The sequence below is a fragment of the Rhodobium gokarnense genome, assembly GCF_025961475.1.
Lineage (GTDB): Bacteria > Pseudomonadota > Alphaproteobacteria > Rhizobiales > Rhodobiaceae > Rhodobium > Rhodobium gokarnense.
Map to the genome: position 1 here is coordinate 491,958 of NZ_JAOQNS010000002.1, position 12,976 is coordinate 504,933.

Genomic DNA, 12,976 nt, shown 5'->3' on the forward strand with positions numbered 1-12,976 from the left:
TCAGGGTTCTGGCCGGAGTTTGCCCTCGTGCGGTCCGTGTCGGGTTGGAGGGCGCAAGCGCCGGCTCCTGAGAGCCCCCTGCACCGCTGCTCTGGATTGCTTCGCTTCGCTCGCAATGACGTTGAAAAAGTTAAGAAAATCGTCATTTCGAGGAGGCCGTCAGGCCGACGCGGCAATCCATGGGGCCTCTCGTTAGATGACCGAGCGCCTTTGGCATCCCGACATGCGGGCACCCTACCCGAACCGCGACAGATACCCCTCAGCAAGCTCGACGCTCGTCTGCGTGTACTCCGCCCCGAGCGTCCTAGCGAGGTCGGTGTCGGCGTGGGAGCCCATCCAGGCGAGGATGATCATCCGGCGCAGCATCAGGAAGGTCGGGATTTCGGCGATATCCTCGGCACCGAGCGGGCGCACCCGGCGGTAGCCGTCGAGCCAGGCCTCGATCAGGTCCGGCACCTGCGGCAGGTGCTCCATGAAGGAGAGGGCGGTAGCGACGTCGTAGAGGAACCAGCCGAAGCCGCTGTCGTCGAAGTCGAGCACATGGGTGTCGTCCTCGGTGACGAGGAGGTTGGCGAGCCGGATGTCGGCATGGACGAGGTTGTAGCGCTCGGGACCCTGGCCGAATGCGGCAAGGCGCCGTTCCACGGTCGCCGCCTGCCGCTCCAACAGGGTGACACCCGCCGCATCGACGGCAGGGGCGCCTCGCCAGTCGCCCCAGTTCGGATCGGACCCGAGCGAATGCTCGAAGTCCCAGGCGTGGCGCTCGAAAAACGCCGGCCGTTGCCACTGGTCGACGTGGCGGTGCATGCGCGCGGAGATCTCGCCGAGGCGCCGGAACGGGCCCTGAAGGTCGTCGGCCTCCGACGGCTCGCGGCCCTCCAGGAACTCGAACATGACCAGACGGCGGCCCCGCGGGACGGAGGGTGTCGCCCGGTCCTGGATCGCCGCGCCGTTGAGCCCGGCGATCGGCACCGGCGTGGAAACACCCGCCTCCTCTCGCAGCGCCGTCATCCAGCAAAGCTCGCTCTCGATGGCGGCGCGCGAATGGTAGCCCTCCCGGTGGACCCTCAGGACCGTCTTTTCCGCATCCCTCGGCTCGACCAGGAAGGTGGCGTTCTCCGACAGGTTGATGAGCGTCAGCCGCGCCTCGGGGTCCGTGCCCCAGAGCGGCAGGGCGGCGCGGGCGAGCGCTTCCAGCTCGCCGGTCGTCGCCTCGCCGGCGGGCGCCGGGACCTCGTCGGTTTCCGTCTCCTCAAAAGAATCGCTGTCGCCTGATCGCTGCATTCGGGATCGTCCGGGCCTTCGAAAAAGAGAATTTCGCGGCGCCCTAGCATGCGAGCGGGCAGCGGGCAATGCGACCGAGGCGGCGAACGGCCGTCAGGCGGCGTAGACGTTGATGTATTTGAGGCAGATGACTCTGAGGCACGAGGCGACGTTCTTGTCGTTGGCGAGGATGCACTGGTCGATGATGCGCTCGATGAGCTGCGGCACGGTCAGGCTGAGATCGTCGGCCATCAGCTCGATGACGTTCCAGAACGCCCGCTCCAGCCGCACCGTGGTGGAATGGCCGTGGATTCGGAACGAGCGCTTTTCCGGCACGAATTCGCCGATCTGGTCGGTCGTGCAGGCCTGAAACATGTGATCGAGGGGGTCTTTTTCTTCCAGGAAGATCGCCATTGCCGCCCTTTCTCGCGCCGCTGCCCCGAGCCCTTCGCAGGCCGCTTTTGTCGTTGCCGCCGGCAAATCGGCCCTGTCGGCATATGCTACTACCAACCGGCCCGGACCTCGCCCTATCATGTATAAATGCCGGCCCCGCGGGATCGCGCTGGAAGACCGATTAGAGCAGAATTGTTCCGGCAAGGACAAGGCGTGCTTGTGTCTTCGGCAAAGTTCCCGCGACAGAATCGAGAAGCCGGCCGCGGCAAATTGGGGGAAGAATGGATCTCTTCAAGAAAACGCTCGACCCGGTGATCGCGCTCGCCGCCATCGCCGTCCTCGACATCTTCCTGTTTCTCATCGTCGGCTCTTGGACCGTCGGCGGCGGCGAGACCATGATGACGGGGCTCGCGGCCGAAGCCGTCCTCGGAGACGACATCGAACGGCTGCCCTTCTGGAGCCTCGTCTTCCAGCCCGACTGGGGCTACTGGAAGATCTATATCAGCCTCGGCATGCTGTTCGGCGCCTTCGTCGCCGCCGTGCTCTCCAAGGAATTCTACCTGCGCATGCCGCGCCGCCTCGGCGAATGGGTGATGATCACCATCGGCGGCCTCCTCATGGGCATCGGCATAAGGCTCGCTTTCATCTGCAACGTCTCGACCTTTTTCGGCATCACGCCGGAGGTCAATTTCGGCGGCTACCTGGCGATCAGCGGCATCATCGCCGGCGCCTGGGTCGGCTCGCTGATCTACAAGCGCATCCTGGAGGGCTGAGCGATGAGCCCTGTCGGTGAATGCATCGTCGCCTTCGTCTTCGGCACCGTCGTCGGCGTCCTCGTTCAACGCTCGCGCTTCTGCAACACGGCGGCCCTGCGCGACGCCATGCTCTTCAACAGCTATCGCAACACCAAGGCCCTCTTGGTGGCGATGATCATCCTGACCATCGGCTTCACCACCTTCATCTCCATCGGCGAAGGCCACACCATGCATTTCGACGTCGGCCTCAACACGGTGGCCGGCCTCTTCCTGTTCGGCATCGGCATGGTGCTTGCCGGCGCCTGCACGGTCTCGACCTGGGTCAAGACCGGCGAGGGCAATATCGGCGCGCTCTGGGCGCTGATCTTCACCTTCGTCGGCATGTTCCTGTTCTCCCTCGTCTGGTCGTGGAATTTCTGGCCGCCGGCACCGGCCTCCATGACCGGCAAGATCAACGTGGAAGCCCTGCAACTCGGCTTTTCCAACGCCGCGACGCTGCAGGAAAAGCTCGGCATTCCGGCGATCGTCTTCGGCCTCGTCCAGGCGGCCGTGCTTCTCCTCATCTACCGGGCGATCCTGAAGAAGGAGGCCGCCCAGCAGGCCCGCCACAAGGCGGCCCAGGAGGAGCGGGCGCTGAAGAAGGCGATGACCGAAAAAGCATCGGGCAAGACCGGAGAGCCGGTCGCCGAGCCGGCGCAATAACGCACCCAAAGACACAAACAAGCGACACGAAGGAGGAACCAATGGGTCTGTTCGGATTTGGAGACAAGAAGGGGGCGGAGGCCGCGCCGAAGCCGATGGCGGCGGCAACGCTCAGCGACGGCACCAGCGTCCAGATCACTGAGGTCGTCGACTGCATCGGCGATTCCTGCCCGCGCCCGCAGCTCATGACCAAGAAGGCCATCGGCAAGATCGAGCCGGGCGAGGTCGTGGAGGTGTTGGTCGACAACCCGTCCTCGGTGGAGGCTCTGCCGCCCATGTGCGACGAGATCAACGCCACCCATCTTGAGACCGTCAAGGGCGAGCGCTCCTGGCACGTCTATATCCGCAAGGACTGAGCGGTGGATCTGCGAACGAAGGGGAGGGGACGATGAGCGGTCCGCTGCTGATGCGGCTCTATTCCATCGCCGTCGGCGTCATCGTTTTCGCCGGGCTGGCTTACGTCTACGCCGTGCCGCCCCAGTCGATGCGGGTGACCCGCGACGGCCGGCCCCATTTCCAGCCGCAGGTGCTGCACCCGGAGACGGGCAAGGGCGTGCCCCTCGGCGACCTGATCGACCACTTCAAGGGCGGATGATGCGATGACCCTCGATGCCCAGACCATTGCCCATTTCGTGCTCTTCGCGGTGGCGATGTACATCATGTACGTCGCCTTCGTGAAGGAGAGCTACTGACACAAGAAACGACCAAGGGGGAGAAAACCATGGATCGGGCAAGCCTGATCTTCTGTGTCGGCGCACTTGCCGCCGCGCTCGTCCTGTCCGTCGTCGGCTTCCAGTTCGCGGCGATGCCGCAGGACGCCGTCGCGGCCGCCAATACGCCGGTGACGGCCGAGGAAATGGGCGTCGTGGAGCTCGGCGACGGCTTCGGCGAACTCGCCGTTACCGACCTCATGGACTACTACCTGGAAAACCCGCCGGTGAGCGATGCCGGCGCCAGCGACACGGTGCCGGAGCGCCGTTTCGGCGGATGCTGAAGACCCCGGCCCTGCTGATCGGACTTGCCGCGGTGCTCCTTGCCGGCGCCGGAACGGACGCGCGGGCCGATTTCCGGTTCCTCGACGATGCCGCGGCGATCCCGGCGGGCGTGGTCGTCGTCGACAGCCGCGACGCGGACACCTGCGCCGGCGGCGCACCCGCGCGGGCCGAAACCGAGCCCCGCTGCGTGCCGATTGCCGCCGTCATCGGGCCGAATGGCCGGCTCGCGTCCTTCCGCGACGTTGCCTGGTTCCTCGGCACGGTCGGCCTCGACGGCTCGGAAACGGTGCTCGTCATCGGCGCCCGGGAGCGCGACCGCGACGCCGTCGCAGGCCTTCTCCACCTTGCGGGCCAGAAAGGCGTGCTGGTCTGGCAGCGGCCGATCAATGCCCTAGGTGAGGATTTCGCGACCGTCTCCGGCCGCATCTCCGAGCCGGCCCGCCGTGCCGTCTTCCGGGAACCGACGCGCGACGATCGCATTGTGCTTCGGGATGATCTGCAGCGGATGCTGGCCGGGGGCGGTGTGCTGCTCCTCGACGGGCGTCCGGCAGAGGATTTCTGGGGTGAGAGGACGACGGGCGCGCGGGCGGGCCATCTGCCCGGCGCCCAGTCTCTGCCGGCGCGGGCGCTTCGCGGCGCAACGCCCGTCGTCGCGCCGGACGGCGTAGACCCCGTTCTTTATGGACGCGGGGCCGTCGACGGCCTTGCCTACTACACCGCCGTCGCCGCCGGGCGGGGCCGGGCTGCAAGGGTCTATCTGGAAGGCTTCGCCAACTGGGCCGCTTCCGGCCTGCCGCTCGATGCGGAAAGCCATCCGGACCTTACCGCGCCGGGGCCTGAACGCGTCCGCGCCAAACCGCGTCCCGCGCCGAGGCCCGACGGAAAACTTCTCGCCCTGTCCGCCTCGGTCGGTGCGCTCCTGGGGGCCGCCGTGGCCGTGGGAACCCTTGCCGTCATTCGCAGAAGGAAAGCCTGATGGACGTCCTCATCCACATGACCTGCCGCGATGCCGCACGCCTTGCCGCGCCACTCGGCCGGGCGCTGACCAGCCGCGGCGCCACCTGGGGCTGCTTTCTCACCAACGATGCGGTGTTCGCCGCCGACGATGCCGCCTTCGTCGAGGCCGTCAAGGGCGCCAGCCGGGCGGTCGTCTGCGAGCATAGCTGGGATCTCCATATGGCCGGCCGCGACAACCCGTTCGAGCGCGGCAGCCAGACCATCAACAGCGGCCTGATGGCGGACGCCGCCCGCGTCGTCAGCCTTTAACGGGAGCGATTGATGGCCGTCACCGAGAAGAAAATCCTGCTGCTCGCCCGCCGCGACCACACCGAGGCGATGCGTGTCGCCGCGGGCCTTACCATCTTCGGACACCACGTCCGGCTGGTCTTCATGAACGAGCCCGTCGCCCAGACGGAGGCCAATGCCGAGCAGGCCGAACTCCTGGATCTCGCCGACATCGAGCCGGAGACGACCGTGCCGGAAATGGCCGACGAGCTCACCCATCTCGATGCCATGGCGCTCGGCGAGGCGATCGCCGATGCCGACATCGTCATCAACGTCTGACGGGAGACCGACATGCGCATTGCCGCCCTGAAGACGGGGCTTTTCCCCGATACCGACACCGTCGAGACGGCGCTCGCCGTCCTCGGCGGCGATCATCAGCTTGCCGCCGTCGACCTTGCCGAGGTCGAGGGCGACGGGGCCTGGGAGGAAGTCGCCGACCTGATTTTGTCGGCGGACCGGGTCGTCACCATCTGACCCGAACAAGAACAAAGGAAGGGAAGCAACCACCATGACAAAGCATTCCAGAATTTTTGGCCTGGCCGGCGCGGCGGCGATCGCCGTCACCGTCCTTGCCGCACCGGCGAGCGCCGCCGATCCGCTGGTCGACGTCGACTGGGTCAAGGCCCATGCCACAGACGACGGCGTCGTCCTCGTCGATTTCCGCGAAAAGACCGATTTCCTGCGCGGCCACATTCCGGGCTCGGTCAATTCCAGCTACGCCAAGGACGGCTGGCGCGTGAAGAAGGGCAACGTGCCGGGCATGATGCCGGAGGACACCGCCAAGCTCGCCGAGCACATCGGCAGCCTCGGCATCGGCAACGACACCCATGTGATCCTCGTGCCGCCGGGCGCCAGCAGCTCCGACATGGGCACCGGCACCCGCGTCTACTGGACCTTCAAGGTGCTCGGCCATGACGAGGTCTCGATCCTGGACGGCGGTTTTGCCGCCTATGTGGCGGAGGAAAAGGACGGCAAGCCGGCCAATCCGCTGGAGAAGGGCGCCGCCAAGCCGGAAGCCAAGGAGTTCTCCGTCAACCTGCAGAGGGACATGATGGTCGGCATCGCCGACGTGAAGGCGGCCTCCGAAAAGGGCGTCACCCTCGTCGATGCGCGCCCCGCCGACCAGTATCTCGGCGTCAACCGCCATGGCGCGTCGAAGGCCGGCGGCACCATCCCCGGCGCCAAGAACCTGCCGCAGACCTGGACCACCGAGAACAGCGGCGGCAAGTTCCGCTCGCCGGAGGCCCTGAAGAAACTCTATGCGGCGGCCGGCGTCGACCCGGACGCGCCCCAGATCGCCTTCTGCAACACCGGCCATTGGGCCTCGATCGACTGGTTCGTCTCCAGCGAGATCCTCGGCAACAAGGACGCCAAGATGTATGACGGCTCCATGACCGAATGGACCCAGGCCGGCGAGAAGACGGAATCGAAGGTCTCCGTCAACTGAGGACGGGATGCGTACAGGCGGGATTGGACGAAGTTCTGCCGTCATTGCGAGCGAGCGAAGCGAGCGCGGCAATCCAGAATGGCTTGCTCGGAGCCCGTGGCCCTGGATCGCCGCGTCGCCTGCGGCTCCTCGCGATGACAATGGGTCGAGCCAGTGGCAATGCCTGTTGGGAATGGGTTTGTGAAAACGCGTTTCGCCGGAACGTGTCTGGCCGCGGCGGTTTTGATCGCCGCGGCTCTTCTTTGGCCGGGCATTGCCACGGCCGAGGGCCCTCTCGGCGAGGACATGCGCCGCGTTGCCGCCGAACTCATCGTCATGCGCGACGACGCCGAACGGATCATCTCGGGCGAAGACCTGACGGAACGCCAGCGGGAGGCCCTTGCCGCCCGCGTGCGCGGCGCCGCCAGCTACCTGCCGCTTCTCTTGAGAAAAGCCGACGGCAACCGGCGCTCCGACGAGATTGCGGCGTTGCGTGCGGCCTTGGCAGAGCCGGACTGGTCGACGGCTATCGGCATTCTCGCACGCCTCTCCGAGACCTATCCGTTCGATGCCACCGGACTGCGTCCGCCCGCCGATGCCGAGGAAGCCGCAAAGTTCGGCCAGACGCTCCACGAGGCCTATTGCATCTCCTGCCACGAGGGCGGCGAGAATCCGGACTGGCTGCCGATCCCGAACCTTTTCGAAATGGCCAAGACCATGCCGGAGGAGCGGCTGCTGCCGCGCTTTTACAACGGCATCCGCGGCGATGCCTCGACCGCGCTCGCCCAGCCCATGTCCGCAGGCGACATCGCCGCCCTCATTGCCTACTATCGCCGGGCACCAACGCCCGAGTGAGGCGAAAAGCGGTGCCATCGCTGCGGAACCGTGCTCACGCTCGCGGCATTTCCCTCGCAAGGGCCGCTCGTTCAGGGTGGCCGCGACAATCATTTGAGAAAAAGGGGTGAGACATGGCGGTGACATTCAGGACGCTCGCGTCCGAACCGGCGGAGCTGGGCGAGAGCCCGGTCTGGGTGGAAGCGGAAAACTGCGTCTGGTGGGTCGACATCGACGGCAAGCGGCTCCTGCGGACCGATGCCGACAGCGGCAAAACGGCGGTCTGGGCAACGCCGGAAACGCCGGGCTTTGTCGCCCCGACCATGAAGGGCGGCATCGTCGTCGGCATGGAGACCGGGCTCTTCAGCTTTGCCGAGGAGGACGGCGGCTTCACGCGCCTTCTCGCGCTTGATGCGCCGGGCATGCGCTTCAACGATGCGACGACGGACGATCGCGGCCGCATCTGGGCGGGCACCATGACCATGGGCGAGCGCCGTCCCGAGGGCGTCCTCTACCGGATCGATCCGGACCTGACGATGACCCCCGTCATCACCGGCCTGATGACGGCGAACGGCCTTGCCGTCGATGCCGCGCGCGGCCGCCTCTACCTGTCCGACTCCAATTCAGATGTCCAGACCGTCTGGACCGCGGACCTCGACATGGCAAGCGGCGCCCTCGGCGAGCGTGAGGTCTTCCTCGACATGTTCGGCGTCACCGGCCGGCCGGACGGCGCGGCCCTCGATGCCGAAGGCAATTACTGGCTTGCCGGCATCACGGGCGGCGTCGTCTACCACTTCGCGCCCGACGGCACGGTGATTTCCGAGTTTCCGGTGCCGGCCCTCGACCCGACCAAGCCGTGCTTCGGCGGCCCCGCCCTCGACCGCCTGTTCGTGTCGACCAGAAAAAGCGAGACCGGCGCTGGCGGCCTCATCGTGGCCGACACCATCGGCGTGCGCGGTCGGCCCGTGCCCCACTTCGGCGCGGCGTGACTGGCCGTTCTTAGAACGCGATGCGGTCGGCGATCGCGGCGATGCCGGCCTTGCCGCAGCCCTCGTCGGCTTCGCCGCTGGGGGCGCCTGAAACCCCGACGGCGCCGAGGAGGCTGCCGTCGCCGTCGCGGATCATCACCCCGCCGCCGAGGGGCAGCGCCATGGTGACGTTGCGCACGGCCCAGGAGGTGCCGGACTCCGTCGTCTTGGCGAGTTCCAGCGTGTCGGTGCGGAAGCTGACGGCGGTCCAGGCCTTGCGGAACGAGGTGTCCGGCGTGTGCGGCCCGGCGAAGCGGTCGCGCAGGGAGACCTGCTGGGTGCCGCCGCGGTCGACGACGCTGACCGCGACCTGGTAGCCGGCCTCCCGGCAATGGGCGAGCGCCGCTTGGGCAAGGTCGAGCGCGGTCTCCAGCGTCAGCGACTTGTGGCTGACGGTCGCCTCGTCCCCGGCGCCGTCCTGGGCGGCGGCCGGCATCGAGACGCCGCTAGCGACGAGCGCCGCCGCGGCCATTGCGGTCAATCTGTTCATGGCATTTCCCCCTGTTGCATCGGGCCGGTCGGAGCCGGCCCTTGTTATCGGCAAGCGCATGCGCCGCCAGGCAGCCAGCCTAGACCGCCGAGCTTATCACATGCAAGAAAGAGAATGCGTTTTAGGGGATTGCAGTGACAGGGCCGGCAATCCGGGCGGATCGCCGGCGTCCTATTTCAGGCGCGTAAGACGCGTCTATTCCCGTTCGCGCTCGACGACCCGGGCGCCGGGATACTGGTCGATCCAGCGCTCCATCGCGTCGGTCAGCGCATCGACGTCGCGTTGGAACTCGGTATGCAGCGGCGACCACTCGTCCGAATGGTGCTCGATGGCGTGGTCCATGCGCTCCATCAGTTCGCGGTGCTGGGCCTCAAGGGCCGCCAGCTCGCCGCTCGCCGACACCTTGTCGACGGCCGCACCGCTCTCGATCTTCTGGCGGGCGGCCTGCATATCGCGCTCCACGCCCTCCATATGCCTCTTCAGGTTTTCCAGATAGCTGACGCGCGTCATGGGGTGCTTCCCTTCGTCTTGAACGTTTTCCCGCGGGGCGGTTCGGCCGGTTTCGAAAAAGGGGCATCCCTTCTTCCGGCTCCTTTGCAGCAACGGGACCAACCGTTTCCGGTTCCCGGTGCCGGCCCGCAATGCTGCGTCCGCCCTCCCCATTAGATAGGGGGAATTTGGCGTAAATCTCATGCCGCCTTTGGTCGCAATCCGTGGTTGGACGGACCTTCGCCGACAGCGCGGCGCGCGTCAATGCACGATCAGATGACCGATCAAGCCGACCAGGTAGCCGCCGATGGCGCCGAGCGAGGGCGCCCAGCGCCGCTCCAGATGGGCCTGGACGGCGATGTCCTGGAAGATCAGGTAGAGGATGCCGCCGCCGGCGAACAGCATGACGAAGCCGGTCAGCTCCGGCAGGCTGGTGAGGTAGACGTGGCCGAGGACGGCGGCGATGGGCCCGACCAGCGCCACCGCGGCAAACGCCCCGAGGATGGTCTTCGGCGACTTGCGGCCGCCGGCGACGAGTTCGCGATAGGCGTTGAAGCCTTCCGGCAGGTTCTGCAGGCCGATCAGCGCGGCCAGCAGCGGCCCGGTGGGGTCGCCCGTGGCGAACAGCGCGCCGAGGGCGAGCGCCTCCGGCAGGAAATCGGAGACCATGGCGACGAACTGCGCCTTGGAGCCGCCATTGCCGGAGATCATCCGGTCGAGCCAGAAGAAGGCGAGCCCGCCGGCCGCGAACGCCGCCACCGAGGCCGTCGCCGGCAGCTTGTCGATGCCCTCCGGCACCAGCACGAAGGAAATCGCGGCAAGCAGCACGCCGCCGCCGAAGGCGATGACGGAATGGCGGAACTCCTCCTCCAGCCAGTTCGGCCGGATGCGCTCGACGACGGCAAGCCAGGCGCCGAGCGGGATCATGGCGCCGGCAAGGGTGGTGCAGAGAATCGCAAGATGAAGCTGGGTCATGGCGACAAGGATAGCCCAAGCGGGAGCCGGATTGGACCGGTGCCGGCCCGGCCGATTGGTGCCGCCGCGGGCCGTCGTCTTGCCCCGACCCATATCGCGTTCAAACCGGTGCCGACCCGTGCACTTTTTCGCTGTGTGCAGCAAGGCCCCGCTACACGTATGCAATACCTTGCGGGAAATAGATAATTAGAAATCAATGCCTTGAATGATTTCCGGGCCGTTCGGATTTATTTTCATTCCAATGTCATGAAACTTTTGAATCCGCCATTTAGGAGACATCCATAGAGCGTTCACCCGCAGCGGGCGGCCGGAAGCCTCCGGGCGATGCCAGACGGCATCGGCCCGGCACGGGCGACCATGCGCGGTCGGGGCGTGCCTTCGGTCACATGACAGAACAAGACCTTCAACAGGAGCTGAGGATGTCTTCCACCACCGACAACAAGCCGACCTTCGACGAGTTCGACGAGATCAACAATCCGCGGCCCGACGAGTGCGATTTCGACCGCATCGTCGACACCGCGATCTCCCGCCGCGGCCTGATGACCGGCGTCATGGCGTTCGGCAGCTTCGCCGCGCTCGGCTCGCTGGTGCCGGCCGGCGCCCGCGCCGCCTCCGACCGCTTCGCGTTCACCCAGATCCCGACCAGCACGGAAGACGCGATCATGGTGCCGGAAGGCTACAAGGCCGAGGTTCTGGTGCGCTGGGGCGATCCGCTGTGGTCCGACGTTGCCGACTTCGACCACGCCACCCGCGGCAGCGCCGAGACCCAGGCCCGCGCCTTCGGCGACAACACCGACGGCATGCAGACCTATTCGATCGACGGCCGCACCATCCTCGTCGTCAACAACGAGTACACCAACACCGACATCATCTGGGGCAACCGCGAGGGCGGCAAGGCCGAGACTGACGACGACATCGCCAAGGGCATGATGGCGCACGGCATCTCGATCGTCGAGATCGCGCCCGAGGGCGGCAAGTGGGGCATCGTCAAGGACAGCCCGTACAACCGCCGCATCACCCCGAAGACCGAGATGACGTTCACCGGTCCGGCCGCCGGCCACGACCTGTTGAAGACCGACGCCGACCCGTCCGGCACCACCTCCCTCGGCACCTGGAACAATTGCGGCTCGGGCCCGACCCCGTGGGGCACGTATCTCACCTGCGAGGAGAACTTCAACGGCTACTTCTCGGCCTCCGCGGAAGGCTGGGAGCCGACCCCGGAACTGGATCGCTACGGCATCTCTGCCGCCGACTGGGGTTATGGCTGGGCGAAGATCGACGAGCGCTACGACGTCTCCAAGCATCCGAACGAGCCGAACCGCGCCGGCTATGTCGTCGAGATCGATCCGCGCGATCCGAATTCCACGCCGAAGAAGCGCACCGCGCTCGGTCGCTTCAAGCACGAGAACGCCGAATGCGTCGTTGCCAATGACGGCCGCATCGTCGTCTATCTCGGCGACGACGAGCGCGGCGAGTTCGCCTACCGCTACGTCTCCAACGGCGTCTTTGCGCCGGGCGCTGATACCGACAGCCTGCTCGACGACGGCACGCTCTACGTCGCCGTCTTCAGCGACGACGGCACCGGCAAGTGGGTGGCATTGACGCCGGAGACCACCGGCATGGCGAGCCAGGCGGAGGTCTGCATCCATACCCGCCAGGCCGCGTCGGCCGTGGGCGCCACCACCATGGACCGTCCGGAGTGGATTTCGGCCAACCCGAACGCCCCGGAAGTTTATATGGCGCTCACCAACAACAAGAACCGCGGCAAGAAGCCGAATGCCGGCGGCGACGAGACCCCCGTCGGCGGCCCGAACCCGCGCGAGGCCAACAATTACGGCCAGATCGTGCGCTGGCGCCCGGACAATGGCGACCACACCGCCGAGGGCTTTTCCTGGGACCTGTTCGTGCTGGCCGGCAACCCGACCGTCCATTCCGACGCCTATGGCGGCTCGGACAACGTCACCAAGGACAACATGTTCAACTCGCCGGACGGCCTGCAGTTCGATTCGAACGGCGTCCTCTGGATCCAGACCGACGGCAACTACTCCAACGCCAAGGATTTCGAGGGTCAGGGCAACAACCAGATGCTGGCCGGCGATCCGGTCACCGGCGAGATCCGCCGCTTCCTGGTCGGCCCGAAGGAGTGCGAGGTCACCGGCCTCACCTGGACGCCGGACCGCCGCACCATGCTGGTCGGCATCCAGCACCCGGGCGAGCGCGGCGACAGCCACTGGCCGGAAGGCGGCGACAGCGTTCCGCGCTCGGCCATCATTGCCGTCACCCGCGAGGACGGCGGTCTGATCGGCTGATTTTGCTCAAAGGATTGCCGGCGGCGGGCTCTG

General features: G+C 66.6%; 18 protein-coding genes. 13 read left to right on the plus strand and 5 right to left on the minus strand.

What is annotated here, in order from left to right:
* Positions 1-234: 234 nt before the first annotated feature.
* Entirely contained in the window at positions 235-1,284 is a 1,050-nt protein-coding gene (locus tag M2319_RS04820; protein ID WP_264600305.1) for a phosphotransferase enzyme family protein, read from the minus strand.
* 93 nt (positions 1,285-1,377) lie between these two features.
* Positions 1,378-1,677, minus strand: coding sequence for a ribbon-helix-helix domain-containing protein (locus M2319_RS04825; RefSeq protein WP_264600306.1), 300 nt, complete (start codon positions 1,675-1,677; stop codon positions 1,378-1,380).
* Positions 1,678-1,847: 170 nt separating this feature from the next.
* Between M2319_RS04825 and M2319_RS04830 the strand changes: the two genes are divergently transcribed.
* The 12 genes from M2319_RS04830 to M2319_RS04885 all read left to right on the plus strand — a co-directional run bounded on the left by M2319_RS04830 (position 1,848) and on the right by M2319_RS04885 (position 8,641).
* Positions 1,848-2,429 (plus strand): YeeE/YedE family protein, encoded by a 582-nt coding sequence (locus tag M2319_RS04830; protein ID WP_264600385.1) that lies wholly within the window; start codon positions 1,848-1,850, stop codon positions 2,427-2,429.
* A gap of 3 nt (positions 2,430-2,432) precedes the next feature.
* A complete protein-coding gene (locus M2319_RS04835; RefSeq protein WP_264600307.1) occupies positions 2,433-3,113 on the plus strand; it encodes a YeeE/YedE family protein in 681 nt (226 codons plus the stop codon).
* Positions 3,114-3,154: 41 nt separating this feature from the next.
* Positions 3,155-3,469: a sulfurtransferase TusA family protein gene (locus tag M2319_RS04840; protein ID WP_264600308.1), complete on the plus strand. Its 315-nt coding sequence runs from the start codon at positions 3,155-3,157 to the stop codon at positions 3,467-3,469.
* Positions 3,470-3,501: 32 nt separating this feature from the next.
* Positions 3,502-3,708, plus strand: a complete 207-nt coding sequence (locus M2319_RS04845) for a hypothetical protein (protein WP_264600309.1) — start codon at positions 3,502-3,504, stop codon at positions 3,706-3,708.
* A gap of 126 nt (positions 3,709-3,834) precedes the next feature.
* Positions 3,835-4,107, plus strand: a complete 273-nt coding sequence (locus tag M2319_RS04850) for a hypothetical protein (protein ID WP_264600310.1) — start codon at positions 3,835-3,837, stop codon at positions 4,105-4,107.
* Positions 4,101-5,084: a rhodanese-like domain-containing protein gene (locus tag M2319_RS04855; RefSeq protein WP_264600311.1), complete on the plus strand. Its 984-nt coding sequence runs from the start codon at positions 4,101-4,103 to the stop codon at positions 5,082-5,084. Before M2319_RS04850 ends, M2319_RS04855 begins: the two co-directional genes overlap by 7 nt.
* The gene (locus M2319_RS04860; RefSeq protein ID WP_264600312.1) at positions 5,084-5,374 is read left to right on the plus strand and encodes a hypothetical protein; all 291 of its coding nucleotides are present in this window, start codon (positions 5,084-5,086) and stop codon (positions 5,372-5,374) included. The genes M2319_RS04855 and M2319_RS04860 overlap by 1 nt, the downstream gene beginning before the upstream one ends.
* 12 nt (positions 5,375-5,386) lie before the next feature.
* Positions 5,387-5,671 (plus strand): hypothetical protein, encoded by a 285-nt coding sequence (locus tag M2319_RS04865; protein WP_264600313.1) that lies wholly within the window; start codon positions 5,387-5,389, stop codon positions 5,669-5,671.
* Between the two features lie 12 nt (positions 5,672-5,683).
* A complete protein-coding gene (locus M2319_RS04870; protein WP_264600314.1) occupies positions 5,684-5,866 on the plus strand; it encodes a hypothetical protein in 183 nt (60 codons plus the stop codon).
* 34 nt (positions 5,867-5,900) lie between these two features.
* Entirely contained in the window at positions 5,901-6,839 is a 939-nt protein-coding gene (locus tag M2319_RS04875) for a sulfurtransferase (protein ID WP_264600315.1), read from the plus strand.
* A 180-nt stretch (positions 6,840-7,019) separates the two neighbouring features.
* A complete protein-coding gene (locus tag M2319_RS04880) occupies positions 7,020-7,673 on the plus strand; it encodes a c-type cytochrome (RefSeq protein ID WP_264600316.1) in 654 nt (217 codons plus the stop codon).
* 113 nt (positions 7,674-7,786) lie between these two features.
* Positions 7,787-8,641: an SMP-30/gluconolactonase/LRE family protein gene (locus M2319_RS04885; RefSeq protein ID WP_264600317.1), complete on the plus strand. Its 855-nt coding sequence runs from the start codon at positions 7,787-7,789 to the stop codon at positions 8,639-8,641.
* Positions 8,642-8,651: 10 nt separating this feature from the next.
* Here M2319_RS04885 and M2319_RS04890 read toward each other — a convergent pair whose 3' ends face one another.
* The 3 genes from M2319_RS04890 to M2319_RS04900 all read right to left on the minus strand — a co-directional run bounded on the left by M2319_RS04890 (position 8,652) and on the right by M2319_RS04900 (position 10,634).
* The gene (locus tag M2319_RS04890) at positions 8,652-9,170 is read right to left on the minus strand and encodes a GlcG/HbpS family heme-binding protein (RefSeq protein WP_264600318.1); all 519 of its coding nucleotides are present in this window, start codon (positions 9,168-9,170) and stop codon (positions 8,652-8,654) included.
* A gap of 195 nt (positions 9,171-9,365) precedes the next feature.
* Positions 9,366-9,680 carry a hypothetical protein gene (locus M2319_RS04895; protein ID WP_264600319.1) on the minus strand — a complete coding sequence of 105 codons (315 nt, stop codon included), beginning with the start codon at positions 9,678-9,680 and terminating at the stop codon, positions 9,366-9,368.
* Positions 9,681-9,920: 240 nt separating this feature from the next.
* Complete coding sequence (locus M2319_RS04900; RefSeq protein WP_264600320.1) at positions 9,921-10,634, minus strand: ZIP family metal transporter; 714 nt, start codon at positions 10,632-10,634, stop codon at positions 9,921-9,923.
* A gap of 419 nt (positions 10,635-11,053) precedes the next feature.
* Here M2319_RS04900 and M2319_RS04905 point away from each other — a divergent pair, with 419 nt between their 5' ends.
* Positions 11,054-12,943 carry a PhoX family protein gene (locus M2319_RS04905; RefSeq protein WP_264600321.1) on the plus strand — a complete coding sequence of 630 codons (1,890 nt, stop codon included), beginning with the start codon at positions 11,054-11,056 and terminating at the stop codon, positions 12,941-12,943.
* The last annotated feature ends 33 nt before the right edge of the window (positions 12,944-12,976 follow it).

Excerpts from the sequence above, each read along its gene's own strand:
- M2319_RS04820 (WP_264600305.1), bottom strand. The coding sequence starts at position 1,284 with ATGCAGCGATCAGGCGACAGCGATTCTTTTGAGGAGACGGAAACCGAC.
- M2319_RS04825 (WP_264600306.1), bottom strand. The coding sequence starts at position 1,677 with ATGGCGATCTTCCTGGAAGAAAAAGACCCCCTCGATCACATGTTTCAG.
- M2319_RS04835 (WP_264600307.1), top strand. The coding sequence starts at position 2,433 with ATGAGCCCTGTCGGTGAATGCATCGTCGCCTTCGTCTTCGGCACCGTC.
- M2319_RS04840 (WP_264600308.1), top strand. The coding sequence starts at position 3,155 with ATGGGTCTGTTCGGATTTGGAGACAAGAAGGGGGCGGAGGCCGCGCCG.
- M2319_RS04845 (WP_264600309.1), top strand. The coding sequence starts at position 3,502 with ATGAGCGGTCCGCTGCTGATGCGGCTCTATTCCATCGCCGTCGGCGTC.
- M2319_RS04850 (WP_264600310.1), top strand. The coding sequence starts at position 3,835 with ATGGATCGGGCAAGCCTGATCTTCTGTGTCGGCGCACTTGCCGCCGCG.
- M2319_RS04855 (WP_264600311.1), top strand. The coding sequence starts at position 4,101 with ATGCTGAAGACCCCGGCCCTGCTGATCGGACTTGCCGCGGTGCTCCTT.
- M2319_RS04860 (WP_264600312.1), top strand. The coding sequence starts at position 5,084 with ATGGACGTCCTCATCCACATGACCTGCCGCGATGCCGCACGCCTTGCC.
- M2319_RS04865 (WP_264600313.1), top strand. The coding sequence starts at position 5,387 with ATGGCCGTCACCGAGAAGAAAATCCTGCTGCTCGCCCGCCGCGACCAC.
- M2319_RS04870 (WP_264600314.1), top strand. The coding sequence starts at position 5,684 with ATGCGCATTGCCGCCCTGAAGACGGGGCTTTTCCCCGATACCGACACC.
- M2319_RS04875 (WP_264600315.1), top strand. The coding sequence starts at position 5,901 with ATGACAAAGCATTCCAGAATTTTTGGCCTGGCCGGCGCGGCGGCGATC.
- M2319_RS04885 (WP_264600317.1), top strand. The coding sequence starts at position 7,787 with ATGGCGGTGACATTCAGGACGCTCGCGTCCGAACCGGCGGAGCTGGGC.
- M2319_RS04890 (WP_264600318.1), bottom strand. The coding sequence starts at position 9,170 with ATGAACAGATTGACCGCAATGGCCGCGGCGGCGCTCGTCGCTAGCGGC.
- M2319_RS04895 (WP_264600319.1), bottom strand. The coding sequence starts at position 9,680 with ATGACGCGCGTCAGCTATCTGGAAAACCTGAAGAGGCATATGGAGGGC.
- M2319_RS04900 (WP_264600320.1), bottom strand. The coding sequence starts at position 10,634 with ATGACCCAGCTTCATCTTGCGATTCTCTGCACCACCCTTGCCGGCGCC.
- M2319_RS04905 (WP_264600321.1), top strand. The coding sequence starts at position 11,054 with ATGTCTTCCACCACCGACAACAAGCCGACCTTCGACGAGTTCGACGAG.